This window comes from Syntrophus buswellii (assembly GCF_046097065.1).
GTDB lineage: Bacteria > Desulfobacterota > Syntrophia > Syntrophales > Syntrophaceae > Syntrophus > Syntrophus buswellii.
Genome location: NZ_CP175563.1, coordinates 2,646,706 through 2,672,176 on the forward strand (window position 1 = coordinate 2,646,706; position 25,471 = coordinate 2,672,176).

The following is a 25,471-nucleotide window of genomic DNA, read 5'->3' on the forward strand; positions in this document are numbered from 1 at the left end:
CACTTCTTACTCACCGAATACTCTGCTGCAGATGAAGTCCATTGAAAGTAACCGGGAGCATCCCTCCGGATTTCCTTCTGGCCAGGTGAAGAACATTAAAGGCTGCCAATGCCTGAAATTTCAGACGATTGTTCGCACATCCCGCCGTCTCCCACAAATAAAGATAAAAAAGACATGCCTTTTCAGGAAATTCCACGTTAAAGACTGATATTTCAAAGACAATACATTGCATTGCCGACGGGTTTCTGATATCCCACAAAAGTGTCGTCGGTAACGTCTTTCAATCCACCTCTCAGGACAGAATCCCATGATCACCAAGGAACCCCGTCTTCGCGTCGGCCTTATGGAAGGAAAGTCGGAAATTTCCGGCTGTCTTCATGGGCATTTCCGCAGTCCCCAATATCCCGGGCAGCATTTTTCCGGGAATTTCACAATCCACAGCCTTGGAGGCGAGATTCTTTTCAATGCCGGCAAGGGTGGAGGGATGATCGCCCGTTCTTCTCTGAGCCTTCTCTGTGAAGATCAGGCCACCTTTTCGCTCCAGAACGTCACCATCGGCAATGCCTTTCACTGGCAAAGGCAGGAAGAGCAAACCTTTGCCGGAAATCTCCGGATCCTGGCCTCAGGTGACAATACCCTCACGGCCATCAATGACATCGCCCTGGAGGATTATCTTTCCAGCGTCATCTCCTCCGAAATGAGCGCCGCGGCACCCATGGCCCTGCTGGAAGCCCACGCGATCATCTCCCGGAGCTGGCTGGCCGTCATGCTGAAACGGGGGCAGCCCCCGACCGGGGCATCCGCCCCGGCTTCAGCCGGTGACGAACACATAATCTGGTACGGGCGGGAGGAACACCAGTTCTTCGACGTTTGCGCCGATGATCATTGTCAGCGGTATCAGGGGCTGACCCGAAGCATCCCGGACCGCACGGAGGCCGCCGTGAACGCCACGCGGGGGGTATTTCTGGTTTACGGCGATGCCGTCTGCGACGCCCGCTATTCCAAATGCTGCGGCGGGCGGACGGAAACCTTCGAGAATACCTGGGAAGAGATTCCGCATCCTTACCTGTCCAGCGTTGCCGACAGCGCCGTTGACTACGGCCCGGTTCTCGACGAAGAGGCGGCACAGCGCTGGCTCTTCTCTTCTCCCGAAGCCTACTGCAATATCCGGGATGAAAAGCTCCTCGCGGAGATCCTGCCCTCGTTCGATCAGGAAACGAAGGACTTCTTCCGCTGGGAGGTCGCCTACGACCAGGAGGAACTTGGAGAGATCCTCAGGGAAAAATCGGGGATCGACTTCGGCCGGGTTCTGGAACTCATCCCCCTGGAACGTGGGCCGTCGGGACGGATCACCCGCCTGAAAATCGCAGGCACGAAGACCTCCATCGTGGTGGGTAAGGAGCTGGAAATCCGCAGGTGGCTCTCCCGCAGCCATCTCTACAGCAGCGCCTTCGTGGTGGAGGCCCAGCGGGATCCGTCGGGCACCGACTGCCGCTTTGTTCTCCACGGCGGCGGCTGGGGACACGGCGTCGGCCTCTGCCAGATCGGAGCCGCGGTCATGGCATCACGGGGCAGCTCAGCGGAAACCATCCTGAAGCACTATTTCCGGGGCGCTTCCCTGAAGAAGCTGTACTGAGGACGGGGAGGAATCGCCGTTCATGAGGATCTCCAACCGTGCCCGACCCGCCCGCCGCAACCCCTGGGCCTGGGTGCCGCCCCTCTACATGGCGGAAGGCATCCCCTACATCCTCGTCACAACGGTTTCGGTGATCCTCTACAAAAACCTCAACATTTCCAATACGGACATCGCCCTCTACACGAGCTGGCTCTACCTTCCCTGGGTGCTCAAGCCCCTGTGGAGCCCCCTGGTGGATATGATCCGGACCAAGAGGTTCTGGATCGTGCTCATGCAGCTCCTCGTAGGGGCGTCGCTGGCCTGCATCGCCCTGACCCTCCCGGCCTCCGCCTTTTTCCGCTATTCACTGGCCTTCTTCTGGATCATGGCCTTCAGCTCGGCCACCCACGACATCGCCGCGGACGGCTTCTACATGCTCGGGCTGGAGCAGTACCAGCAGGCGGCCTTTGTGGGTGTGCGCACCATTTTCTACCGCATCGCCGTCATCGCCGCCAAGGGCATCCTCGTCGTCTTTGCCGGCCATCTGCAATCCGGCGGCTTAAGCGTCACGACAGCCTGGTCGGTCACCTTTTTTCTGGGCGCAGCCATTTTCCTGGCTTTCGGGCTCTATTCCGCCTTCGTCCTCCCCTATCCGGCAACGGACCAGCCCGCGCCCAGAGCCTCGGCTTCTTCACACGTGGCGCAGGAGATCATGAATATTTTCGCCCTCTTTTTCCGCAGGAAGGAAATCGTTGTCATCGTTGCCTTTTTCCTTTTTTACCGGTTTGCCGAAGCACAGCTGGTTAAAATGGTGGCCCCCTTCCTCCTGGACCCCCGAACGAAAGGCGGCCTTGGATTGACGACGGGCGAAGTGGGAATCGTCTACGGAACCATCGGTGCGGTAGCCCTGATGCTGGGCGGTCTCCTGGGGGGATATGTCATCTCCCGCCAGGGGCTGAAGTTCTGGCTGTGGCCCATGGCCCTCATCATGCATCTGCCCGTCCTGGTTTTCGTCTATCTCTCCCGGTCGCAGCCGGAAAATCTGCTGATCATCAACGCCTGCGTCGCCGTGGAGCAGTTCGGCTACGGGTTCGGCTTCACAGCCTATTCGCTCTTCATGATCATGGCCGCCGAAGGACCTTACAAGACGGTGCACTACGCCCTCGGCACGGGCATCATGGCCCTGGGAATGATGATTCCGGGGATGGCGAGCGGCTGGCTCCAGGAACAGCTCGGCTACTACCCCTTTTTCCTGTGGATCGCCCTTTCGACGATCCCCGGCTTTATCGTCACGGCAATGGTGAAAATAGATCCGGCCTACGGACGACGGACCTGATCCAGGGTGTGCGACGGACCGCAGGTAAACGGGAAAAACCTTTAAAGAAGAGACACCATGAACGCATCGAATGAAGCTTACGTGAAAACGGCCTTTGTCCTTGGTGCAGGCCTGGGATTCCGCCTGCGCCCCCTGACGGAAAACTGCCCCAAGCCCCTGCTGCCCGTCCGGGGCCGCCCCCTGATCACTTATGCCCTGGATCACCTCCGCTCCGTCGGTATCCGCCGCTTCATCATCAACACCCACCACTGCGCCTGCCGCTATGCCGAGGCTTTTCCCGACGTTCAGTGGCGGGGGCTTCCTCTTTTCTTCCGCTATGAGCCCGTTCTCCTGGACACCGGCGGGGGGCTGAAGAACATCGAAGATCTCCTGTCGAGCGACGAGCGGGTCCTGGTCTACAATGGCGACATCCTGACGGATCTTCCCCTGGAGCGGCTGATCGCAGCCCACCGGACCCAGGGAAAGGAAATTACCCTGGCCCTGCGCAGCTCAGGAGAACCCGCCAATGTCTGCCTCAACGAGAGGGGTGAGATCTGCGATATGCGCTTTCTGCTGGGCAATCCCGGCATCCGGCGCTGCCTCTTTTCGGGTATTTACCTGGTAGAAACGGCCTTCCTCCGGAGGATGACGCCCGGCGAAAAGGTCTCCCTCGTTCCGGTTCTGGTCGACATGCTGCGCCGGCAGCCGGGTTCAGTGGGAAGCGTAATCCTTGACGAGGGCGTCTGGCATGATATAGGCTCCCTGGAGGCCTACGAAGCGGTCAACAGTTCCGAAAGCAGGGGCTAACATGCTCCAGGAAAGGATCCCGTGCAAACGCGGCGGGACAACGGCGGCAAGGACCCAGCCGGACCAGGCGGGAAAAAGGCCCTTCATGCAAGGAGACCCATGAATATCTCGGACACGAACAATCCCCCCGACCTTAACTCAAGGCTCATGGCCTTCGTCCGCCGGACCCTGGCTCTCCCGACGGAAACGCCCCTGACCCTCGTTCCGCTCACCAAGGGCGGCTCAGCCCGAACCTTTTACCGCGTTTCCGGCAGGGTAAAGATCCGCGCCAGGGGCATGCTGGAGAAGTCTTCGTTCATCGCCATGCATTACCAGCCGGAGCCCAGGGAGAACACCCTGTATGCCGGCATTGCCGATTTCCTGAAGGAGTTGGGAGTGGCCGCACCGGCCGTGCTGGCCCACGATCCGGAAGCATGCTTTGTGCTGACGGAAGATCTCGGAGATGAAGACCTGTGGAGCCATCGCCATGAAAACTGGCAGCGCCGGCGAACTTCGTACAAAGGCGTTCTTGAGCATGCCCATCGCCTTCACCGGTATGTTCAGGACGGCGGGGAGATCCCCCTCCCCCCCCTGATGGAGGGGTATGACGCAGCGCTGTACAAGTGGGAGCGGGACTATTTCCGCCGGGAGTTTGTGGAGGGCGTCTGCAGAGTGTCCCTCCTGCCCGTCGACGGAAAAGCCCTTGAAGAGGAGGGAACGGCTCTCGCCGAGCGGCTTCTGGAATCGGAAACGGGCCTTATTCACCGCGATCTGCAGTCGCAGAATATCATGATCCGTGACGGGGCGCCCGTTCTGATCGATTTTCAGGGGATGAGGACCGGATCCCCCTTCTACGATCTGGGCTCCCTTCTCTACGACCCTTATGTCTCCCTGCGTGCGGAGGAACGCCTGGAGCTCCTCGACTTTTACTATCGGCTTTCCCCCCGGAAACTGGATTGGCCAACGTTCATAACACGCTTTCATGAAGGGTCGGCTCAGCGCCTCATGCAGGCCCTGGGGGCCTACGGTTTTCTGGGCCACCGGAATGGCCGGGCGGATTTCCGCGCTCACATTCCCACCGGCCTCCGCCATCTGGCCATTGTCACCTCCTGCGTTTCGTCCCTGCCTTGCCTGCGGGCCCTGGCCGCCCGCTGTCTCGATGCCCTGAGCCTGGATCGGTGACGAGGCTTCGCATCCCCCTGTCCTGTCCAGCGGCGAAAGCCGGCAAATAAATCCGGTTTGCCCGCTTGCCTTTCCAGGCGCTTATGTCTATATTTTTCCAGAAGAGGCGTTCCGGATCACAACGATTAAGGAAGGAAGCGTTATGGAGCCGAAAGAGGGCTATCTCAAAGAGGAAGTGAGCCGCTTCTGCAGGGAACGGGGTGCGGATCTTGTGGGATTTGCTCCTACCGAACGCTGGGAGGAATACGCCGAGGTCCCCCCCGGATTCCGTCCGTCGGCGCTCTGGCCTTTTGCGCGCACGGTCATCGTCGTGGGGATGCCGATGCTGCTGCCGATCGTGGAAACAACGCCTTCCGTGCTTCACAAGGAGCTCTATTCGGTCGTGAACGGCAAGCTCGATACCCTGGCCTACGAGCTGGCCATCTTCCTCAACGACAGGGGATACGCCTCGTCATTTTTCGGCCGTGATGTCTACGCCAACTTGAAGGCCCTTCGGGATTCGCCGTTTGCCGCCTTCAGCCACGTCATGGCGGCGAAATATGCGGGGCTGGGTACAATCGGCGTCAGCCACTGCCTGCTGACCAGGCCCTATGGCCCGCGGGTGCGTTTCGTCTCGGTCCTGACCGCGGCCGATCTGCCCGCAGATCCGGTGCAGAAGCAAGAGCTCTGCATCCGGTGCGGGGCCTGCGCCACATGCTGCCCGAAGCAGGCCCTTGTCATGCGTCAGGATCAGGTCATCGGGGACTACGATAAAATCGCCTGCCTGGAAATGCACGAGGAGCTGGTCCGGCGGCGGTGTTACCCCTGCGGGATCTGCACCAAGGTATGTCCCGTCGGCGAGGATCGGCGCCTTTATTCAGAAAAGGGCATTCAGCGCAAATACCTGAGGGAAGCCAAGGCGATGGCAGCTGATCCCCACGATCCCACCTACGCCTCCTGGACCCACATCCGCAGGTGGGGCGGCCTTCCGGAAACCCCGCCAGAAGCGGAGGGAAAGAAGGGCAATCCCCCCAACAGGGTTCGCCAGGAAAACGATTAAAAGGAGTACAAGCGATGGATCTGAACGAATTTGTGAAGTCCCTGACCGCGCTGTTGAAGGAAAAGCCCCCGCAGGCTGAAATCATCCGCCAGGGGCGCACCCTGCTTTCCAGCCTGACAGCCTCCACCGACTGGTTTCAGGAGAGTCTGGCCCGCCTTCTCCTGGATCAACCGTGGCGGGCAGGCCAGCGACACACCATCTGGCCCAACGAGATCAGTCTCGCCTGGGACACCGATCCGGAATTTTCCGTACTGGCCTACATCTGGGAGCCGGACATGGTGGATGTCGTTCATGATCACGGATCCTGGGGAGTGCTGGCCTGCCTGGTCGGAATCATCGATGAAATCAAATATTCGCGCCTTGACGACGGAAGCCGGGAGGGATTCGCCGAACTTTCCCCCCATTCCCCACTCACAATGAATCCCGGAGAGACGACCTTCATCCTCCCGCTGGATCAGGGCATTCACCGCCTCGGGAACGCGGCCCGCGGGCACAGTGTTTCAGTCCACGTATACGGCGAGCCGGTGCGCCGGGGATACATCCGCACGTTTTATCCAGAAGAAAAACGGGTGTCCGTGGCCTACCCGCCCCCGACATACAAGGCGGCGCTGGCCATCCGCCTGCTGGCGGAAATCGGTCGGCCGTGGTCGCAGAATCTGATTTCCGCCGCTCTCCGGGAAAGCGTGCCGGATTTTCTGAAAGCGGAATGTGAACAGGCCCTCTCCCGAAGCAAGGAGAAAAAGGAACCGGGTCAAGAATAGCTCAACACTCAGGAGGGCAAATGAAAGCGCTCATCTTAAACGGAAGTGCCAGAGGCGGGAAAGGCGTGACGGGGAAGATGGTGAATGCCCTCATCCGGGGGCTTGCAAAGGGAAAGGCAGAGTCAACGACCTTCGAAATCCGCAGGATGTCCATATCGCCCTGCACCGGATGCCTGTCGTGCATGCACAAGAACCCGGGCATCTGTGCTGTTCGGGATGACATGGAGCCGATCTACCAGGCCCTCAAGGCTTCAGATCTGCTGGTTCTGGCGACGCCCCTGTACGTGGACACGATGTCCGCCCAGTTGAAGACGGTGATGGACCGCTGCCTGGCCTGTCTTCAGCCATTTTTGATCAGGGACGACACCGGGCGGGTGCGCCATCCCTACACCTGGCGCATGCCGGCAAAATTTCTGCTGCTGTCCACTTCCGCCTTCCCGGAGCCGGAAGTCTTCGCCGCCCTTCTTGCCACCTTCCACGCGCAGGCGGCCAATTTCGGTTCAAAGGCGGCAGGAGCAATCTGTATCCCCGGATCCATCGTCCTTCAGGTGGAACCGGTATTGCTGGACCGCCACCTGTCCCTCCTGGAAGAGGCGGGAAAAATCCTGGCTGGAACGGGGAGCATCCCCGGAACCCTCTTACAGGAACTCAACACCCCCCCGGTCGATGTGGACAGCTATCTCCAGGTAGCGGCCAGATATGAGGACTGGTGCCGGGAGCAGCTGAACAAAGCGAGGCGAAGTCGAGAAGACGCATCCATTTGATGAGCCGTCGGGAAAGAGAATCACCGGAACGGATGCGGCATCTCAGGGAGAACCGATCGCCCGGAATGGCGGCTTCGCTCTTTCTTCCCATCCAGGGGCTACTCGCAGGCCGCCTGAGCGGGGGGAAAGATCCGTCCCGTTTCGCTCAGCGGTGCCAGAAGCTTTGTACGGATGATGTCCTTCATCCGGCTCTTGACCTTGACCCTGCTTTTGGGATTGAAGGAAAACGTCATGTTCTTGAGTGCGGTGACCATCGTGGACCGCCCCCTGACTTCCACCTCCACCTCCGGCTTTCGAAAAATGGAAAACATGACCCCGGGTATCGATTCAAGCAGCAGCCGGGAATCGAGGAGCAATTCAAAGTTTTCATTGCCCCTGATGTCCACCGCCCCCTGTACACGGGAAGCCCCCAGGGGCTGACCGTCGATGTAGGTGCTGAAGGTGATGTTTTCCAGCGAGCAGCCGAAGGGGTTGGGATTGTGGAACAGGGTCCGGACCCGGATGGTGAGATCGTCTTGATTGATATCCAGGAGTTCGACATTCGAGATCTTGACAAATTCCGGCTTCCGGATCACCCGTCCGGGAGAACAGGCGATTACCCCCCAGAAAACGAGTCCGGACATAAGGAGCAGCCCCATTCGTTTCATGTTATCCTGATTCCATTTCCAGGTTGACTGCCCTTCCCTAACCGGTCCCGCCACCGGGCGTCACGATGGCAGGCGTTCCCTCCCCGATCTTCCCGGCAGAACAGGAAACACATCCATTGTCCGGACAGAATCGCGCGGTGCGGCCCTTTTCATTTCATCGACGGGAGAGGGGCCGCACCGTTGTGACGGAGCATCGGGAGGCGGGTGACATACGGGTTAAAGATGGATCACGGCGTCCACAACCACACAGCCCGACACGGTCGCCAGGACGGGATTGAGATCCATCTCCGCAATGGCGGGCAGGTCCGTCACCAGCTGGGATACCCGCTGAATGATTTCGATGACGGCCTCACGGTTGACGGCCTTCTCCCCCCTCACCTCTCCGAGCAGGGAAGCCGCCTTGAGAGAGGAGAGCATGACCTCCGCCTCGGCCGCTGTCACCGGCGCCAGCTTGAAATTGATGTCCTTGAAAATGTCCACATAGACGCCACCCAGTCCGGCCATGACCAGATGGCCCGCATCGTCGTCCGCCTTGGCGCCGACAATGATTTCCCTGCCGCCGGGTAGATACTTCTGGACGAGGAATTTGAGATCCTGGCCGGATAGAGTTACCGCCATCCTCCTTGCCTCTTCCCGGACCGCCTGTTCATCGGCCAGGTTGAGGATAACACCGCCCAGGTCGGTTTTGTGGGTAATCGTCGGGGTGTCCGCCTTCAGAGCTACGGGAAAGCCGATTTGGGCGGCATGCCGGGCGGCTTCGTCCGGGCTGGCCGCGGTCCTCCATGGGGCAACGGGGATGCCGTAGGCGGAAAGAACACCGTAAACCTCATCGGCGCAAAGCAGCTTCCGCCCCGAGGTGGCGACGCCGGCAAGGATCGCTTCCGCCTTCCGTCGGTCCACATCGGCAAAGGTCTTCACCGCGCTTTCTTCCCGGCGGCGGATCTGCCCGTATTTCGTCAGCGCGGCCAACGCTTTTCCACAGGTGCTTGGAAAATCGTAGCAGACGACCTCACCCTCGGACAGAATGCGGAGCGTCTCCTGCCACTGCCCCTTGTCGGTCATGAAGTTGCAGATGATGGGCTTCCGTTTCTGCCGGTTGACTTCCGCGATCTCCAAGGCGATTTCATTGGTGTTGACAAAGGGTGGCGTTACGAAGTGGATGAGGATGCTGTCGATTCCGTCGTCCTCCATCATGGCGTCCAGGGTGATCCGGAAATGCTTCCCCGTGCCCGTGGCGAGAACGTCCACAGGATTGTTGATCGCAGCCTCGGGAAAGAGGGATTCCTTGAGAATCGCCTGTGTCTTCTCCGACAGGGGCGGGATGGTCAGGCCGTTCTGAACCAGCACATCAGTGGCGATCACAGCAGGGCCGCCGGTATTGCAGATCATGCCCACCCGGCCGCCCCGCGGCACCGGCTGGGACGCAAAGACGGCGGCGGCCTGGCAGAGCTTCTCCTCGTCGTCAAAAACAATCATGCCCGCCTTTTCAAAAATGAGATCGGCGCTGAGGTCCTCCTTGGCAAGACCACCCGTGTGCGAAGCGGCCGCCTTGGCCCCCTCCATCGTCCGGCCTGCCTTCATGACCAGGATCGGCTTCTTGGCGGCCACTTCCTGCGCCACCCTCAGAAACTCTTTCGGGTCCCGGATTCCTTCCACATAGAGGAGAATGACCCGGGTTTTGTCGTCATTGCCATAGTACTCAAGAAGTTCTGGAATGGAAATGTCGCAGGCGTTTCCATTGGTTGCATACAGCCGGGTGCCGATCCCCATGTCGAAAATGGCCTGGTGAAGCAGTGAGGCGATCCCGCCGCTCAGGCTGAGAATCGAAACATGCCCCGGCTTCGGAAAGGTGAAGGTGAAATTGCAGTAGGCCTTCATGGCCGGATCCGTATTGATAACCCCCTGACAGTTGGGCCCGAAGATCCGGATCCCGTATTTTTTCGCCCGGGCGATGCAGTCCGCCTCGATGGCTGCACCGACGGGGCCGATCTCTGAAAACCCGCCGCCATTCATAATCAGGTATTTAACGTTCTTCCTTCCGCAATCATCGATTGCCTGGGGTACATGGCGAGCGGCGATGGCCACATGAACCACATCGACATCGGTGGGAACATCCAGGATGGAGGCGTAGGTCTTCTGACCGTAAAGGGCGTCCACCTTCGCATTGATGGGATAGATGGCCCCCGTGTAGCCGTATTCCACAAGGTTTTTTACGACGCGATTTCCGATGTTGAATTCTCTTTCTGAAGCGCCCAGTACAGCAACCGATTTTGGATTGAACAATGCATCGAACATCTCTTTCCTCCCTTTAACCTCCTGCGATTCCCGTTCTTTTTTTTTGCTTCTTCTCCAGCGGGCCCCCGTCTCCGCTCCACAGGCAGCGACATGCCGCAGGGGCTCGCTTCCATCAGCCCTTACCTGCAGGCGGCAACCCTCAACCCCGATTTTTCCCCAAAAAAAAACCGCGGGTTTTTCTGCCCGCGGCTTCTTAGTCGGTCTCTTAACCAATCAGCTCGGGGACAAAATATGCCCGCCGCTAAAGCTGAAGCTGAAGGTAAAAAAACAGATGAAGAATAAAAAGCTGGATATGGACTCTGTGTAGTTCACGAATGACCTCGATTGGATGAACGGGCTTCCTTTTATCACGTCGCCCTTCCATGTCAAGAAAAACCTCATGGCGACGGAGACAAATTCGAGAGACATCGCTGAGTTTTTTTTCAAAGGGGGGAAGCGCATTGCAGCGAAACGGGAAAAGATGGTCTGAATTCTTGACAGAAGATGTGGTCGATACTATACAAATCATGCCTGCCCTGCCGGTTGCCTTCGGGAAAAGGGGAATACGGAAGATCAGTGCAGCGGATCCAGCGAAACCGGGCCGTGAGAAGAGCACAGGCCTTCAAGGAAAGTCCCGGGTTCATGGATTCGCAAGCTACGGAAGGATCTAGAGATTATTCATGAATTACCTGCCCGATATTTCCTGTTGGCATGATGAAGCCTTAAAAACGGATCCCATTCTTCCAGCGGTTCTTGACCACATGAACGACGGGGTCCTGGTCGTCGATGGAAAGGGGATTGTCGTTTCATGCAATGCCTCTGCGCAGATGATGCTGGAAATCGACGCCCGGATCATCGGAACCCCCCTGCAGTCCATTCCGTCGCTTGCCGATCTGCGGGTATTCCTGGATTCAAGAAAGAACAATCCGTCCGAAAGATTTTCACGCCGTGACAGATTGCTTGCCGCAAAGGCCTTCTCCGGACTGGGATCCGGTTTCGAGGAGAAAACGCTGATCCTGCTGCAGGACGTCACGGAACTGGATCATATCAGGGCGGAGCTGAAATCCCGGGAAAAGTTGAACGAGGAACTGGAAGATATTATCGCCTCCTCCTACGATGGAATCCTCATCACCGACGGGGAAGGAAACGTGCTGAAAATCAACGACGCCCTGCTCCGGATCACCGAACTACCCCCTGAGAATTTTATCGGCCATAAAATGGAGTCCCTCTACGAGGAGGGCCACTTTTTCGGGCAATCCATTGAAAGCCTCGCCCGAAAGGGGAAAAGGATCACAACGGGCATCCAGAAAATTCGAACTGGGAAGGAAGTCATGGTCACCTCGACGCCCGTGTTCGACGACGACGGGCATATCCTGAGAATGGTGACCAACGCCAGGGACATGTCCGAGATTCTGTCCCTGCAGGAGCAGCTGGCCTCATCCCGCGAACTGAGCAGCCATCTTCAGACGGAAGTCAACAGGATGCTCGAAGACGAGTTGCGCTCCCAGGGAATGATTACCGCATCTCCCGCCATGTACAAAATTCTCGAATTGTCCCGCAGGGTTGCCAACAGCGAGGCCACCGTTTTAATCCAGGGGGAATCGGGAGTCGGCAAGGAAGTACTTGCCAAGCTCATCCACGTCTGGAGCAAGCGGCCGGGGGCGTTCATCAAGGTCAATTGCGGGGCGATTCCGAAACATCTCCTGGAGTCCGAGCTCTTCGGATACAACAGGGGCGCTTTCACCGGGGCGAACAAGGAGGGCAAGCCCGGAATTTTTGAGCTGGCAGCCGACGGTACGCTCTTCCTCGATGAAATCGAGGACCTGCCTTTGAATCTCCAGGTGAAATTCCTCCAGGTCATCCAGGATCGATCCTTTCTGCGCCTGGGAGGAACCAAGGTCATCTCCGTAAACCTCCGTTTCATAGCCGCCAGCAATCGGGATTTGAGCAGGCTGGTTGCGGAGCGGACATTCCGGGAGGACTTGTTTTATCGGCTGAACGTCGTGCCGGTTACCATCCCCCCCCTGCGGGAACGGGTCGAGGATATCCCTCTGCTGGTGGATTATTTCCTCAATCAATATAACAGCAAGTACGGCGGCGAAAAATTTCTGGCTCCCGCTTTGCTTAAAAAGTTCGAGATGTATGACTGGCCCGGGAATATCCGTGAGCTGAAAAACTATATCGAACGGTTGGTGATCACCTGCTCGGGAAATCTGATCAATATGGACTTTCCGGAAACGGAACAGAATATTTCATCGTTCGCACAGCCCATTGATCCGGCCGAAACCCGGGAGGAAGGGAAAGACGAGGCCTTTTCAACCCTGAAAGAAGTTCTGGAAAGCGTTGAAAAGGACATGCTGTCCAAGGCCCTGAAGAAATACAAGAATTCACGAAAAATCGGCCGTATGCTGGGCATATCCCACACGGCGGTCTTAAAGAAACTAAAGAAATATTCCCTGGGCTGACCCCCTGCAAAGAAAGAGGCGGAAGCAAAACGTTCCACTGGAAATTTTTGTTTCCGGTTTTCTCCCCTTCCTGGAAACCTATCGTTCCATCTCTGGCGCCAAATCGAAGGGTCAATATTTTTTAATCCTTTATAATCAATAGATTGCGGATAGATCTCCCTTTTTCCGCAGCAAATTCCTTCCCATTCAACACTCCGGCGGCCTCCTGGAACGCATGGCAGTCGGCGGGGATTTCCGAAGCGCTTCACCTCGATGGAGTCAACGCATTAATCTCTTGATTTATATGGCTATTTGCATCTTCACTTTCAGGTTCATGCCCGTCGGAGGACCTTTCTTTTCCGAACGTCAATAAAGAGCCATTTCTTTCTCTCTGGCAGGTTTATTGCCTTAGCTTGAGGCTGTTGAAAATGTGATCACAATGTGATCAACCATTCGAAGAAGGAGGAGTTCATGGCAAAGCTATATCCAGAGGAATTTTACAACTCGGCAGATTGGTTCGTAGACAGGCACGTCCGGGAAGGACGCGGCGACAACATCTGCGCCTACACCGATAGGGGCAACTACACCTATCGCGACATTCAGAAAATGACCAATAAGATGGCCAACATGTTCCAGAAGCTGGACATCCGGATGGGTGACCGGATCATCATGATCGTTCTGGACACTCCGTGGTTTTACTCCACGTTCTGGGGCGCCGTGAAGATGGGGGCCGTCCCTGTACCGTCCAACACCATGCTGACATCCGACGACTATGAATATTACCTCAACGACAGCCAGGCCCGGACCCTGGTGGTTTCGTCGCGACTTCTGCCGGTCATTGAGGGCATCGAAGAACTTCGCTTCCTCAGGGACGTCATTGTTGTGGATGACGAAGGCGCCTTTCAGCCTCCGTACAAACAGATCTATGCGTCGGCATCGGATGAATTCCAGACCGTGTTCACGACAAAGGACGATGTGGCCTTCTGGCTTTACACCTCCGGCACCACCGGCGGTCCGAAAGGGGCGGTCCATTCCCAGTCCGACATGCAGTACAGCGCCGATCACTATGGGAAGGAAATTATCCAGATTACGGGAAAGGACATCTGCTACTCCGCCGCGCGGCTCTTCTTCGCCTACGGCATCGGCAACGCCATGTTCTTCCCCATGTCCGTCGGCGCCGCAACGGTCCTCAACCCCGATCCCCCCACGCCGGCCCATGCATTCCGGCTGATCAGCTCCTACAAGGCGACCCTGTTCTTCGGCGTTCCGACCCTCTTCGGGCAGATGCTGGAGTACAAACTGAAGCAGGACAAGGAAGGCGGGGCAACGGCTGATCCCAAGGCGCCTCATGAGCTTTCAACACTCCGCGCCTGCCCGTCCGCCGGCGAGGCCCTTCCGCCCGACCTGTACTACAAGTTCAAGGATCGCTTCGGCGTCGAGATTCTCGACGGTCCCGGATCGACGGAGATGCTTCACATCTACGTGTCCAACCGGATCGGTGATGTCAGACCGGGTTCCAGCGGAAAGCCCGTTCCCGGCTATGACGTGAAGGTTGTGGATGACGACGGCAACGAACTGCCCGTGGGCGAGATCGGAACCCTCTGGGCGAAGGGAGCCAGTTCTCTCCGCTATTACTGGAGGAAGAGAGAAAAGACAGCCGGCACGGTGAGAGGCGAATGGATCAACACCGGCGACAAGTACTACAAGGATGCGGACGGATACTTCTGGCCGTCAGGCCGGGCCGACGACATGCTGAAGGTCGGTGGGATCTGGGTGTCTCCGCTGGAAGTGGAAAACTGCCTGAGGGAACATGCCTCCGTCATGGAGTGCGCCGTCATCGGAGCGGAGGACGACAAGAACCTGGTCAAACCGAAGGCCTTCGTGGTTCTCAAACAAGGCTTCGCCCCATCGGAGGAACTCGAGAAAGAGCTGAAGACATGGGTTCTCGACCGCCTTGCCAAGTTCAAGTATCCCCGCTGGATCGTCTTCATGGATGAGCTTCCCAAGACGGCCACGGGCAAGATTCAGAGGTTCAAACTCCGTTAATCCATAACGGAAAATCGCAACAATAATGAAGGGCCGCCCTGCCAAAGGCGGCCCTTTTCTGTTTGTAAGACGGTTATTTTCAGGCGCTTAAAGGTTTCACCGGGAATCCGGGCAGAGAGCGCCTCTGCCTCCCGTTGTATCCAGCGCCTTATCACCGGCAGTTCCCGGCGGGACTGGCAGATTCCCACGGGGACCGAACCGCGGCCATGCTGGGCGCACCAAAAGAAGGGGCCGCCTTTTTAAAAAGGCGGCCCCTGTGCATTTTACGAGATTGAAACGCTCATCCCAATTCTAGCGGAGCTTGAAGCGCTGGATCTTCCCGGTTGCCGTCTTGGGCAGCGAATCGATGAAGACAACCCAGCGGGGATACTTGAACTTGGCAAGGCGGTCGAGAACCCATGTCTTCAGTTCCTTTTCAAGTTCAGGTGAAGGTGCAAATCCCTGATTCAGAACGACGAAGGCCTTCGGCTTTACAAGATTTTCGTCGTCCATGGCGCCGACCACGGCGCACTCCATGACGGAGGCATGCTCCCTCATGCAGTTTTCAACTTCCAGCGGAGACACCCAGATCCCACCGACCTTCAGCATGTCGTCGGCCCGGCCGGAGGGGAAGAAGAAGCCGTCCGCATCCTTGTAGTACTTGTCGCCGGAGTTGATCCACTCGCCGATGACGGTGCTGGCCGTTTTGTCTCTCTTTCTCCAGTAATACCGCAGGGAGCTTCTCCCCCTGATCCAGAGGTTGCCGACTTCGCCGACAGGCAGTTCGTTCAACCCTTCGTCGTCCATGATCTTCTCTTCATAACCGGCGACAGGCTGTCCGCTGGAGCCCGGTTTGATGGCGCCGATCCGGTTGGACAGATAGATGTGGAGCATTTCCGTAGAACCCGGTCCGTCAAGGATTTCCACGCCATAACGTTCCACGAACTTGTGGTACAGGTCGGGGGGAAGCGCCTCGCCGGCGGACGGGCAGGCCCGAAGCGTCTGCAGGGCGTGGGGAGCCCCCGGATTTTCCTTGTCCAGTTTTTCCTGGGCGATGAGCATCTGCCCGAAGAGGGTCGGAACGCCGAAGAACAGGGTCGCCTTGTACTGGCTGACCAGCCGGAACACATGGGCCGGTGCGGGCGGATCGGGATTCAGGACGGCTGCGGCGCCGACGGACATGGGGAAGAACATGGCGTTGCCGAGGCCGTAGGCGAAAAAGAGCCGGGCGGCGGAGTAGCAGATGTCCTTTTCCGTAATTTTGAGAATATCTTGTCCATAATGCTCGGCGCTGTACTGCATATCGGACTGGGAATGGACCGCCCCCTTCGGACCGCCGGTGGTGCCGGAGGTGTAGAGCCAGAAGGCGACATCGTCCGCCGAGGTGAACACGGTTTCAAATTCCTCTTTTGCCGCGCTATACATCTGCTTGTACGGGGTGGAGAAGACGCCGTCATCATCCACTACAATCACATCTTTAAGGAAGCGGAGTTCTTCAATCTCGTTCACGACGGGGAGAAGTCTCGACGATACGACCAGGGTCCTTGCCTGGCTGTCGTTGAGGTAGTATTCATAGTCGTTGGCCGTGAGCATGGTGCTGGAGGGAACAGGAACGGCCCCCATCTTCACGGCGCCCCAGAACGTGGAGTAAAACCACGGAGTGTCCAGAACGATCATGATGATCCGGTCGCCCATCCGGATGTCCAGATTTTTGAACATGTTGGCCATTTTGTTGGTCATTTTCTGAATATCGCGATAGGTGTAGTTGCCCTTGTCCGTGTACGCGCAAACATTGTCGCCACGGCCTTCCCTGACGTGCCTGTCTACGAACCAATCTGCTGAGTTGTAAAATTCCTCTGGATATAACTTTGCCATACTTCTTCCTCCTCCTTTAAATAAAAAGTTACAATGTGATTATAACATCGCGACATTTTATGCAAGCAATCTTTTCACAGAGAAAGCGCTCTGGCATTGAAAAAGCACCGCCTATCGTTGCCGTGACACGGGAACCGCCAGGACCTGGACATTCAATAGTTTGAAATCATTATCAATATTTCGATCCCATGCTGATGGGGCTGCCGATGGAGTTTTTTTTGCTGTCGCTTCTCCATTTTATCCTTGCGAGGGCTGCGGATCCCCACAACGGCCTCTATGCAGGGCTGATGCGGATTTGACGGCAGGGTGGGAAGCGATGTAAACGACCTGAACCATTGAAAGAACGCCACAGGAGGACAGAAATCATACGGGAGTACGGGAGAGGTTGCCTCGGGCACACTCCTGATCGAAGATAAAAAAAGCGGCGGATTCCCTGAAGATTCCACCGCTTTTTCAAGCAGATTCAACCCGATGAGGATTGGCCTATTTCACCAGCTTGCGCCTTAAGCCGAGAATTCCCACCAGACCCGATCCCAGGAGCCAAGCCGCGGCAGGAATCGGAATTGGGTGCGTCTCCGCTGAAATCAGGTTCGCAAACATCACCTTGTTGTCATTGGTCGTCGCATAGACATAATCCCAGACATTCTGGTCCGTAATGACAAAGATGCTGCCGTCGCCGATGTTTTCGTAGGCCATCATGACATCCGACAGGTTGGATCCGAGCATCAGCTTCTGGGCGGGACCCGAAAGATTGAGCGATGCAAAGCAGGCGTAATTGTATGTATTGACGCCCGCCGTTAAGGGATGGTCCAGGATCTGTCCGTTGGCCCGGGTTGCATCGCGGTATCCCGCATCCGGATAGTCGGTGTTGATGGAAATGTGTCCGCCCAGGGCTGCGATGGCTGCCGTAATCCGGGCGTTTTCATCTGGGGCATAATTGCCGTGTTCACCCATGAAGGCGATCCGCCCTCCACCCGTCAGAAAGGACTGCATCGTGCTGATTTCGGACGCCGTATAGGAATCCGCCGGCTGCACGGCCCACAGCAGGCTGATGCCCGACAGATCTACCGTGTCCAGGGTGCCGCTCAGTTTTGAGGAGCTTACATCAGGCAGGGTGTTGTAAAAATTGTTGATGACATTAAGGTCGAAGCGTTCGCCCCAGACCCCGACATAAGACGTCGCGGCGTTGGCGCTGCTGATGACCAAAAAGCTCAGCACGGCGCATAGAATCAAGACAAACTTTTTCATGGTTACCTCCTTCTTTTTTTTGAGGCTCTTACAGCCGTTTCCGCCCTCCCGCTTGCGGCCGAAACAGGATAAGAGAAGCATCCTCGCTTTGTTTAAGGTTGTGTTCGTTCACATATGAACGCCCTGAACAGGCATTTCATAGGCCTCCATTTCCGCCTTTTTCCTCCGCCCACAACACCTCCTCCCCATATTTTTCCTCTCAACATCATATCCTTAAAGAAATGAACGTTTCTCGCCGACACGGCCCCATAAAAACCGCCAGGGTGGAATATGCGACACCTTCTCCTGGCAGCCGGACATTCCTTAGCTACGGTACCCTTGCCTTTCGAACCCCAAGCCGGGCAAACATTTTTTTCAACGGTAGCAGAGTTTCAACGCGGGTCAATACCTGAAAAACCTTATTTTATCGCCATAATTTGGCGCAGATCACATCATCCATGTGCCTAATGGCTGCATTAACCACTCTTTTATGTCCTTATATAAAGAGTATCATCTAATTTTTTCCTCATATATTGAGGGGCTGAAATCGCTTTCCCGTTGAAGGGAAGAATCACCAAAGAAAATTTGTGCATCGCCATGGCACAGAACGGTAACAGACCTATCCGGAAGAATTCATCTACCGACCCGAAAGTATTCCGGAAATGATTTTGGTAAACCGCCCTTTTTCGTGATCGGGAGAAAACCCTACTCCAAACTCCTAGACAAAATACCATTTTTCAGGTATTGACCTCTTCAGAAACCTTGCTCTACTCTACATCGACTTTTAGTTGCACCCAAGCAGGCAAGACAGGTTTTCCATCCCATCCACGGGACGATCCTCCACGGGGGAATCCGTTCAGGCAGTATCGTTGTTCAGATAAATATCGTACCTGAAATCGGCAAGTTAAGCGTTTGTAATCCACATCAACCAGTAGGAGGAAGTATGGCAACTCTCATTGTTCCAGGAGTCAATGTTAAGGCATATTTCGATGTTCTTCCCCCACAACCGGCGCCATCGGGGATTGTCGGCATCGCCGGCGTTGTGGACCGGCCTCCGGCAAACGGGAAACTGGTCGGCGTCACAAAAATCTCCGAACTGCGTGATCTTTTAGGGCCCGGTTCACTTTACAGCCTGAAGCAGGGCGTTGACGCCCTTTCGAACGGCGCTTCGGAACTGGTTGTTTCCGCCGTGTCGGGCGGCAGCCCGGCTAGCCTCTCCCTGCTGAATGTCGATTCCGAGCCCTGCGTCCTTCTCAAATGCCGTTTCAACCGGTCCTGGGGTACGGCCCTGGCGGCGGAAGTGCGGACGATCCTCGATGCAAACGGGGCGGTCGTCCGGGTCAATCTCGACGTCATCGTCAACGGCAGGAGCGAGGAAACCTTCACGGATCTCCGGATTGCCCCCGGTGAGGCGGATGACCTCTTCAATGTCGTCAACAATTCATCCAGGCTCCTGGTGGCTCTGGATGCGGGATTCGAGGATGACCTGCCCACGGCCGGGACCTATTCCTTCAGCGCTGCGGGCGCTCCGATTCCCGTTCCCGTCAAGGACGGTGTCAAAACGCTGCTGAAGCTTCTGGTGGCGGAAGACGCAGACCCCAACGGACTGAACTGCGTCCTCACCCTTCCCGCCATACCGGCCAACACGGTCACGATCAAGGTTTTCAAAGGCACCGCCCTGCAGGAGCAGTTCTCCGAACTGGTCATGAATCCCGACAGCGACCATTATCTCCCCTATGTTCTGCTGACACGCAGCAAGCTGATCCGCGTCACCCCGGAAAGCTCTTTTGCAGCGGGGAAGGCCCTGCCCGTCGCCACCAGCGGCCCTGTTCCCTTCACCGACGGCACTTCCCCCTCCCTCGCCGCAGTCAGTTCCGCCATTGATCTGCTGAGTGACGATACCCGCATCGACCTGGTCTGCGCAGCCATTGAGCCATCGCGGACGGATGCCGATGTGGCGACGATTCATCAGGCGCTCCTTTCCCATGCCGTCTCCATGTCGGACAGCGGCGCTCCCCGCATTGCCTTTGGATCGGTCACCGCCGGCGAGGCCACCAGTCTGGACAAGATCAAGGACCACGCCTCCGCGGTGCGCAACCGCCGGTTTGTCCTCGCCGCCCCGCCTCAGGCCGAAGGGCTGCTCGCAGGCATGATCGGACGGATGGACGTTCAGGAATCGCCAACCTTCAAGACGATCCCCCTGCACGGGATGTCGGCCGCTTCCTACCGGGAAAGCGAGCTGAACCGCCTGTTGGGGCCGACGATCAACCTCTGCGTGATTCAGGAACGGGCTGGACGGGGCATTGTCGTCCTCAAGGCGATCAATACCATCGGCGATCAGGTTTCCGTAACGCGCGTCGCCGACAAGGCCATCCGGGAAACCAAGGCCATCGCGGAAAATTTCATCGGCATTCTCAACACGGAGGAAGCCCGAATCGCCCTGAAGCAGCAGTTGATCGCAACCTTCCTGCGCATGGAGCGCGATGGTGCGCTTGTCCCCTCCACGGACGGCAAGGACCCGGCATTTATCGTCGATGTCTACTCGACCCAGCAGGACTTTGCCCAGGGAATCGTCCGCATCGACATCGCGGTCCGCCCTGTCCGTGCCATCGACTACATCTATGCGACCATCCGCGTGAAAAACTAGGAACCAAAGGAGATTTTTATGCCGACACTGTTTGCAGCCAATGAAAGCGTGGTCCTCATCAACGGCGAGGCGATCGAAGGCGTTCAGGCGATTGAGTATCGCCATGTTCAGCAGCGGGAAAATGTTTTCGCCGTGGGAAACGCCGAACGCATCGGCCAGATTGCCGGCCCGATGTGGGTCGAAGGCCGGATCAAGGTCAATTCAACAGCGCCCTCGATCAACGCCATTACAGGCGATACCGTTTTCCAGGTGACCGCTCAGCTCAGGCACGGCGCGACCAGTATGACCTTGTCCTTCGATGATTGCTACCTGATGGAAAAGACGTTCGAAATGGGCGTGGGCAGCGTGGGAAGCTCCGTGTACACCTTCAGCGCAACGCGTATCCGCGAGGAAATCGCCTCCTCGTAGTTTCTTTCGGGCTTTCTGGCAGGAGGAGAGAAATGCCGTTGATCTTCGCGCCGGAATCCGGCGAAGCGATGATTGGATCACAACGGGTGCACTTTGTTCCCGCGGGCGATGACGGATCGATTCGTGTTGTCGGCCGTTCCGGTTCCGTGATCCGCCCCCTTCGCTTCGGAGAGCGCACCCGCCTGTTGATCGATGCCCTTCTGGCCGACGATCCTCCCGGTTTCTGTGCCGATCTTCTGGTCCACGCGGCAACGGATTCTCCCGCCGAAGCGCTTTCGCCCGATGAGCGGGCGCTGGCTCTGGTGCTTGCCGGAGGCGATATCGACGCCCCGACCCTCTCCCGGACCGTTGCCGCCGTCAGCGCTGCCACGGGATGGCCGGAGGAAGCCATCAATGAAAAAAGGGCCATCGAGATTGACCGGATGGCCTATGATCTGAGCTCCCGGGATGCGGGATGGAAGCGGATCGTCTTTCCCCGCCAGGGGGCGGATGATGTGGAGACGATCATCCTCGAACTGGCGTCGCTCCTCCTCAACCGCACCGATGACGCGATGATGCGGCTCAGAGAGGACGTTCTTTCCCGGCCGACGGAAGCAGAAGGTGAGGCATGGGGCCTCTTGAATCCGGCAAGAAAGGCCCCGGTCGTTCCGGCAGGATTGGTTCCGGCTGAACCTCCATGGATTCCGCAGGGATCGGCCGGATCTTTCCCCGGCCGAACTCCGGCATTTTCAAAGGATCCAGCCGCGCTGTCCGGAAGGCGCCTGCCCGGCTCCACGAACACCATGAACGACCCTTCTGTTCCTCGCTTTCCGGAAAGCGACCCCGCCGCCGTTTCGAGCCCGGGCATGCCTCTTTCCGCCGGAAGCGACCCCGCCGCCTCCAGGAACGGAACCCCGGTTCAGCTTCGCGAGCAACCCCTCTCCTGCGATCCCTCGGCGGCCCCGCCGTCGGCCGGCCGGAGTGGCCGGTGGGATGCCCACCCGGACCGCATCCGGCCCCGCGGGCTTCCCGCTTCGGAGGAGAATTCGGAACGAAACGGAAGGGAAAGGCGGAGCCGTGCTGTTGCTCCGATTGAGGCCGGAGAAAGGTCTCCGGGCAGGAGCCCTTCGCAGGATCCTCCTTTCAGGCGGCCTTCAGGGCTTTCGGTTCAGCGGACCGAGAACAAGCCGTTCAAAGAGGATCTCCAACCCGGATGGACGTCGGCATCCGGGCTTATGGACAGCCGTGCGCCGGAGCTAACGGGGCCTGGACCTTCCTACCAGGAAGCCCGGTCGGAACAGGAGGCCCGGCTTGCTCCGATGAGGGGATCCCTTCCCGCCGGTCACCACACCGGCCGGACTCCTGCCGGTTTTTCATCTCCAGAAGGAAGGATTCAAGGCTTCTACCCGTCTTGCGACCACCAGCGACTCTCCCCCGTGCCTGCTGGAGAATTTCCAGGGCTTTCCGCCCATTCTTCTTCAGCCAGGGCGTATGCAGATGTGGAAAGGGATATTCTCTCCTCCCTGGACGATCTGGATCTGGCGGAACTGGCCGACGGGATCGGCCGGCTGCTCTCGGCGGAAGCGGACCTGAGGGGGATTGACTGATGCCGGATACTGCGCCCGCCAGACCCGTTCCGCTGCTGGGAGAGATCTCTCTCGATTATGTTCAGCACGTTGAGCACCGCATCGATGGCGGCTATCTTTCCAGCGTCATTCCCGGCCTGGATGGGGAGCTTCAGCAGCGGGCCGCCCGCCCGTCCCATCGCATCACCATCCGGGGCCTTCTTTACGGGGAAACGGCTTCCGATTCGCTCTCATCGCTCCAGGAGGCGGCTCAGAACGGGGAGGAACTGACCTTTTCGGCGGACATCACCTCCGCTCTTGACATCCAGAACGTGGTCATCGAGGGGTTTTCCTGCTCCCAGGAAGTGGCCACGCAGGGTCGGTACTCCTACGAGATCCGGCTGGCGGAAAGCCCTCCGCTGCCCCCTCCGGCGCAGATTTCCGGGTTCGGAGGACTGGACGACTTCGGCCTTGGCGATTTGGGATTTGACACGGACATCATGGGGGATCTGACGGACCTGGCTGGAGACCTCTCCGGCGCCCTAAACGACGCCCTGGGCGTTCTGGATGCCCTTGAGGGGCTGGCCGGGCTCGACGGGCTGAGCGTCGGCGGCATCCTGCAGCCCATCCAGGACGTAAGCAACAGCGTCTCGCCGCTGGCATCGGCCTTCAAGGATTCCCTGTCCTCGCTGAGCAGCCTGTTCGGCGGATAGGAACGGACGCGGGGGGAGCGAAGAGTCCCTGCGCGTTGAAATGGGCGTTCGAGCCGGCGAAGGGCGCATTGACATTCGAACTGGTGATAAGGGCAGACTTCGGTTCAAGACGGAGGCAACATGGCATTTCCCGTAGGCATCTCCCTGGTGCTGGGCAACAGCCGCTATGATTCGCATGTGCGGCGTCTGCGGGTCAGCTTGTCCCTTCTGCCCGGCGTCAACAGTGCCGTCGCCGTGATGCCGTCAACCGTCCCGTTTTCCGCCTCTCCCGGCGAGAGTGCACAGATCGGGCTGACGGCGGGAGATTCAACGGAAACGGTTCTGACGGGAACAATCAAGGCCGTCGAGCGGACGTTAACGGCCATCGCCGTGACCGTGAGCGACGGATCCGCCGATCTGCATGCCTGCCGGCCGGCTGCGACCTATGAAGGCCAGAACAGCGGACAGATCCTTCAGGCCCTGGCAGGCGACGCCGGCCTGCCGACGGGCCGGATCGACGCCAACCTGGATCTGGCTGCCTATGTTGTGGAACAGAACCGGACCGCAGGTGAGCATGCGGCCCTCCTGGCCCGGCTGTCGGGTTGCCTGGCCTTCGTGAGCAGCGGCAACGAACTGTCCGCGCCGAAGATCAGCGATTCCGCCGATTGCGCCCTGCGCTACGGACGGGATATCCTGGTCTACCAGGTTCAGGAGCGGAAGAAGGACCGGCCCGATCTCGCGGCGATCGGAAACGGCCCGGCAGGTTCGGGAAGCGCCCCCGACGCCCTGCGCCAGACGGTGGCTTCTCTGCCTTCCAATACCCAGCCTCCCGGCGCGAAGATGCGCTGGCTGCCCTATGCCTTTCTGCGGACGCCCTCGGCGGCTTCCGATGCCGGTGACGCCCTCAACGGCGAGGCTGGAAGGGGGCTGTTCCGGGCTGAAGGGCACTGCCTTCTCAATCCGGAGCTCCGCCTTGGCTCCGTCCTGGAGATTTCCGATGCTCCGGACGGCCTGAGTCCGGGCCCCTGGATCGTGACCGGAATCGTTCACGAGGTGCGGCCCTCCGGCCGAAGCCGGACGATTTTCCGAGGGCAATCCGCAGGAGGCGGCGGATTGGCCGGCCTTGCCGGAGGACTGTTATCATCATGAGCGCGATTCTTTACGACAGCATCGCACGGATTGCCCGCCATGAAGTCAATGCCCGGGCAACAGCCGGCATCGGCATCGTCACCGAGGCCTACGGCGCCGACAGCAGCGCGAAAGACTATGCCGTGACCGTCAAGATGCGCGATACGGGCATTCTCCTGCCCCGCGTCCCCGTAGCCGTTTACGCTGCGGGATTTGCCGCCCTTCCGGCGGTCAACGATCTGGTGGTTGTTGTGTTCGCCAACGGAGACATTTCCGCGGGAGTCGTCGTCGGACGGCTTTATTCCCCGGACCTGGAACCACCCGAAAATGCCGACGGCCAGATTGTCCTGCGCCTGCCGCCGGGGGGCGGCGAGCCGAAAATCAATCTGGAGCTGAAATGGGAGACGCCCACCATCTCCCTCAAGGTGGACAGCGATGTGGCCATTGAATGCGTCAAGGACAAGGTTGAGATAAAAGTCGGCGATCTGAAAGCAACGCTGACCTCAGCCGGCGGAGGACGGGCGGAAATCGCCGCGGGGGGGTCGACTCTGACGATGAAGAAAGACGGGGAAATCACCGTCTCGTCCCAGGGCGATCTGAAACTCAGCGGAGTCAACATCGAGATCTCGGCCCAGGGAAACCTGAAGATCAAAGGGGCAAAGGTGGATATCAACTGATGGGACTGCCGGCAGCAAACGCACAGAGCATGGCTGTGGCCGTGGATACACACCTTGTGATGGTCCCGTCTCCGGGTGGGCCGGTGCCGACGCCTCTGCCCCACGCCTTCAGCGGCGCGCTGAACGGCGGGACCGTCGCGACGGTCTCCATCGGCGGGCAGCCGGCGGCCGTAAAAGGATCGACGGCCGCCAATTCGCCGGCCCATGTTCCCACACCCCCGGGGACAGGGTTCCAGAAGCCCCCGTCCAATTCCGGTGAAGTTTTTCTGGGGAGCGCCACCGTCTTCATCGGGGGAAAGGCGGCGGCACGGAGCAGCGACAGCGTGAAAACCTGCAACGATCCGTCCGATCTGCCTGTCGGGCAGATTGTCGCGGCAGGAACGGTATTCATCGGTTGAACTCAAGGAAGAAGAGAGAAAGG

20 protein-coding genes are annotated in these 25,471 nt (G+C 58.3%); 16 read left to right on the top strand and 4 right to left on the bottom strand.

Annotated elements, in window-relative coordinates:
• Positions 1-307: 307 nt before the first annotated feature.
• The 7 genes from ACJ77P_RS12050 (at position 308) to ACJ77P_RS12080 (ending at position 7,462) form a co-directional block, all read left to right on the top strand.
• On the top strand, positions 308-1,636 hold the full coding sequence (locus ACJ77P_RS12050; RefSeq protein ID WP_408998361.1) for a SpoIID/LytB domain-containing protein: 1,329 nt from the start codon (positions 308-310) through the stop codon (positions 1,634-1,636).
• A 22-nt stretch (positions 1,637-1,658) separates the two neighbouring features.
• On the top strand, positions 1,659-2,951 hold the full coding sequence (locus ACJ77P_RS12055) for an AmpG family muropeptide MFS transporter (protein ID WP_367359887.1): 1,293 nt from the start codon (positions 1,659-1,661) through the stop codon (positions 2,949-2,951).
• Between the two features lie 57 nt (positions 2,952-3,008).
• Complete coding sequence (locus ACJ77P_RS12060) at positions 3,009-3,737, top strand: nucleotidyltransferase family protein (RefSeq protein ID WP_408998362.1); 729 nt, start codon at positions 3,009-3,011, stop codon at positions 3,735-3,737.
• Between the two features lie 99 nt (positions 3,738-3,836).
• Entirely contained in the window at positions 3,837-4,898 is a 1,062-nt protein-coding gene (locus ACJ77P_RS12065) for an aminoglycoside phosphotransferase family protein (protein ID WP_408998363.1), read from the top strand.
• Positions 4,899-5,040: 142 nt separating this feature from the next.
• Complete coding sequence (locus ACJ77P_RS12070; RefSeq protein ID WP_367359890.1) at positions 5,041-5,937, top strand: epoxyqueuosine reductase; 897 nt, start codon at positions 5,041-5,043, stop codon at positions 5,935-5,937.
• Between the two features lie 14 nt (positions 5,938-5,951).
• Positions 5,952-6,698 (top strand): hypothetical protein, encoded by a 747-nt coding sequence (locus ACJ77P_RS12075; RefSeq protein ID WP_408998364.1) that lies wholly within the window; start codon positions 5,952-5,954, stop codon positions 6,696-6,698.
• 20 nt (positions 6,699-6,718) lie between these two features.
• Complete coding sequence (locus ACJ77P_RS12080) at positions 6,719-7,462, top strand: flavodoxin family protein (RefSeq protein WP_408998365.1); 744 nt, start codon at positions 6,719-6,721, stop codon at positions 7,460-7,462.
• 98 nt (positions 7,463-7,560) lie between these two features.
• On the opposite strand, the gene ACJ77P_RS12085 is transcribed toward ACJ77P_RS12080, so the two are convergent.
• Both ACJ77P_RS12085 and ACJ77P_RS12090 read right to left on the bottom strand, forming a co-directional pair.
• On the bottom strand, positions 7,561-8,109 hold the full coding sequence (locus ACJ77P_RS12085) for an LEA type 2 family protein (protein WP_408998366.1): 549 nt from the start codon (positions 8,107-8,109) through the stop codon (positions 7,561-7,563).
• A gap of 216 nt (positions 8,110-8,325) precedes the next feature.
• Entirely contained in the window at positions 8,326-10,404 is a 2,079-nt protein-coding gene (locus ACJ77P_RS12090) for an acetate--CoA ligase family protein (protein ID WP_408998367.1), read from the bottom strand.
• Between the two features lie 659 nt (positions 10,405-11,063).
• Here ACJ77P_RS12090 and ACJ77P_RS12095 point away from each other — a divergent pair.
• Positions 11,064-12,848 carry a sigma 54-interacting transcriptional regulator gene (locus ACJ77P_RS12095; RefSeq protein WP_408998368.1) on the top strand — a complete coding sequence of 595 codons (1,785 nt, stop codon included), beginning with the start codon at positions 11,064-11,066 and terminating at the stop codon, positions 12,846-12,848.
• A 450-nt stretch (positions 12,849-13,298) separates the two neighbouring features.
• Positions 13,299-14,873 carry a benzoate-CoA ligase family protein gene (locus ACJ77P_RS12100; protein WP_408998369.1) on the top strand — a complete coding sequence of 525 codons (1,575 nt, stop codon included), beginning with the start codon at positions 13,299-13,301 and terminating at the stop codon, positions 14,871-14,873.
• A 291-nt stretch (positions 14,874-15,164) separates the two neighbouring features.
• Here the strand turns inward: ACJ77P_RS12100 and ACJ77P_RS12105 are convergent, their stop codons facing one another.
• Both ACJ77P_RS12105 and ACJ77P_RS12110 read right to left on the bottom strand, forming a co-directional pair.
• Complete coding sequence (locus tag ACJ77P_RS12105) at positions 15,165-16,727, bottom strand: benzoate-CoA ligase family protein (protein WP_408998370.1); 1,563 nt, start codon at positions 16,725-16,727, stop codon at positions 15,165-15,167.
• 483 nt (positions 16,728-17,210) lie between these two features.
• A complete protein-coding gene (locus ACJ77P_RS12110; protein ID WP_408998371.1) occupies positions 17,211-17,975 on the bottom strand; it encodes a VPLPA-CTERM sorting domain-containing protein in 765 nt (254 codons plus the stop codon).
• A gap of 922 nt (positions 17,976-18,897) precedes the next feature.
• Here ACJ77P_RS12110 and ACJ77P_RS12115 point away from each other — a divergent pair.
• The 7 genes from ACJ77P_RS12115 to ACJ77P_RS12145 all read left to right on the top strand — a co-directional run bounded on the left by ACJ77P_RS12115 (position 18,898) and on the right by ACJ77P_RS12145 (position 25,448).
• Positions 18,898-20,601: a hypothetical protein gene (locus tag ACJ77P_RS12115; RefSeq protein WP_408998372.1), complete on the top strand. Its 1,704-nt coding sequence runs from the start codon at positions 18,898-18,900 to the stop codon at positions 20,599-20,601.
• Positions 20,602-20,619: 18 nt separating this feature from the next.
• Positions 20,620-21,009 (top strand): hypothetical protein, encoded by a 390-nt coding sequence (locus ACJ77P_RS12120; RefSeq protein WP_367359900.1) that lies wholly within the window; start codon positions 20,620-20,622, stop codon positions 21,007-21,009.
• A gap of 32 nt (positions 21,010-21,041) precedes the next feature.
• Complete coding sequence (locus ACJ77P_RS12125; RefSeq protein ID WP_408998373.1) at positions 21,042-22,595, top strand: hypothetical protein; 1,554 nt, start codon at positions 21,042-21,044, stop codon at positions 22,593-22,595.
• Positions 22,595-23,266, top strand: a complete 672-nt coding sequence (locus tag ACJ77P_RS12130) for a hypothetical protein (protein ID WP_408998374.1) — start codon at positions 22,595-22,597, stop codon at positions 23,264-23,266. Before ACJ77P_RS12125 ends, ACJ77P_RS12130 begins: the two co-directional genes overlap by 1 nt.
• A 120-nt stretch (positions 23,267-23,386) precedes the next feature.
• On the top strand, positions 23,387-24,394 hold the full coding sequence (locus ACJ77P_RS12135) for a hypothetical protein (RefSeq protein ID WP_408998375.1): 1,008 nt from the start codon (positions 23,387-23,389) through the stop codon (positions 24,392-24,394).
• A complete protein-coding gene (locus ACJ77P_RS12140; RefSeq protein WP_408998376.1) occupies positions 24,391-25,050 on the top strand; it encodes a phage baseplate assembly protein V in 660 nt (219 codons plus the stop codon). The genes ACJ77P_RS12135 and ACJ77P_RS12140 overlap by 4 nt, the downstream gene beginning before the upstream one ends.
• Positions 25,050-25,448 carry a PAAR domain-containing protein gene (locus ACJ77P_RS12145; RefSeq protein WP_408998377.1) on the top strand — a complete coding sequence of 133 codons (399 nt, stop codon included), beginning with the start codon at positions 25,050-25,052 and terminating at the stop codon, positions 25,446-25,448. The genes ACJ77P_RS12140 and ACJ77P_RS12145 overlap by 1 nt, the downstream gene beginning before the upstream one ends.
• Positions 25,449-25,471: the final 23 nt, after the last annotated feature.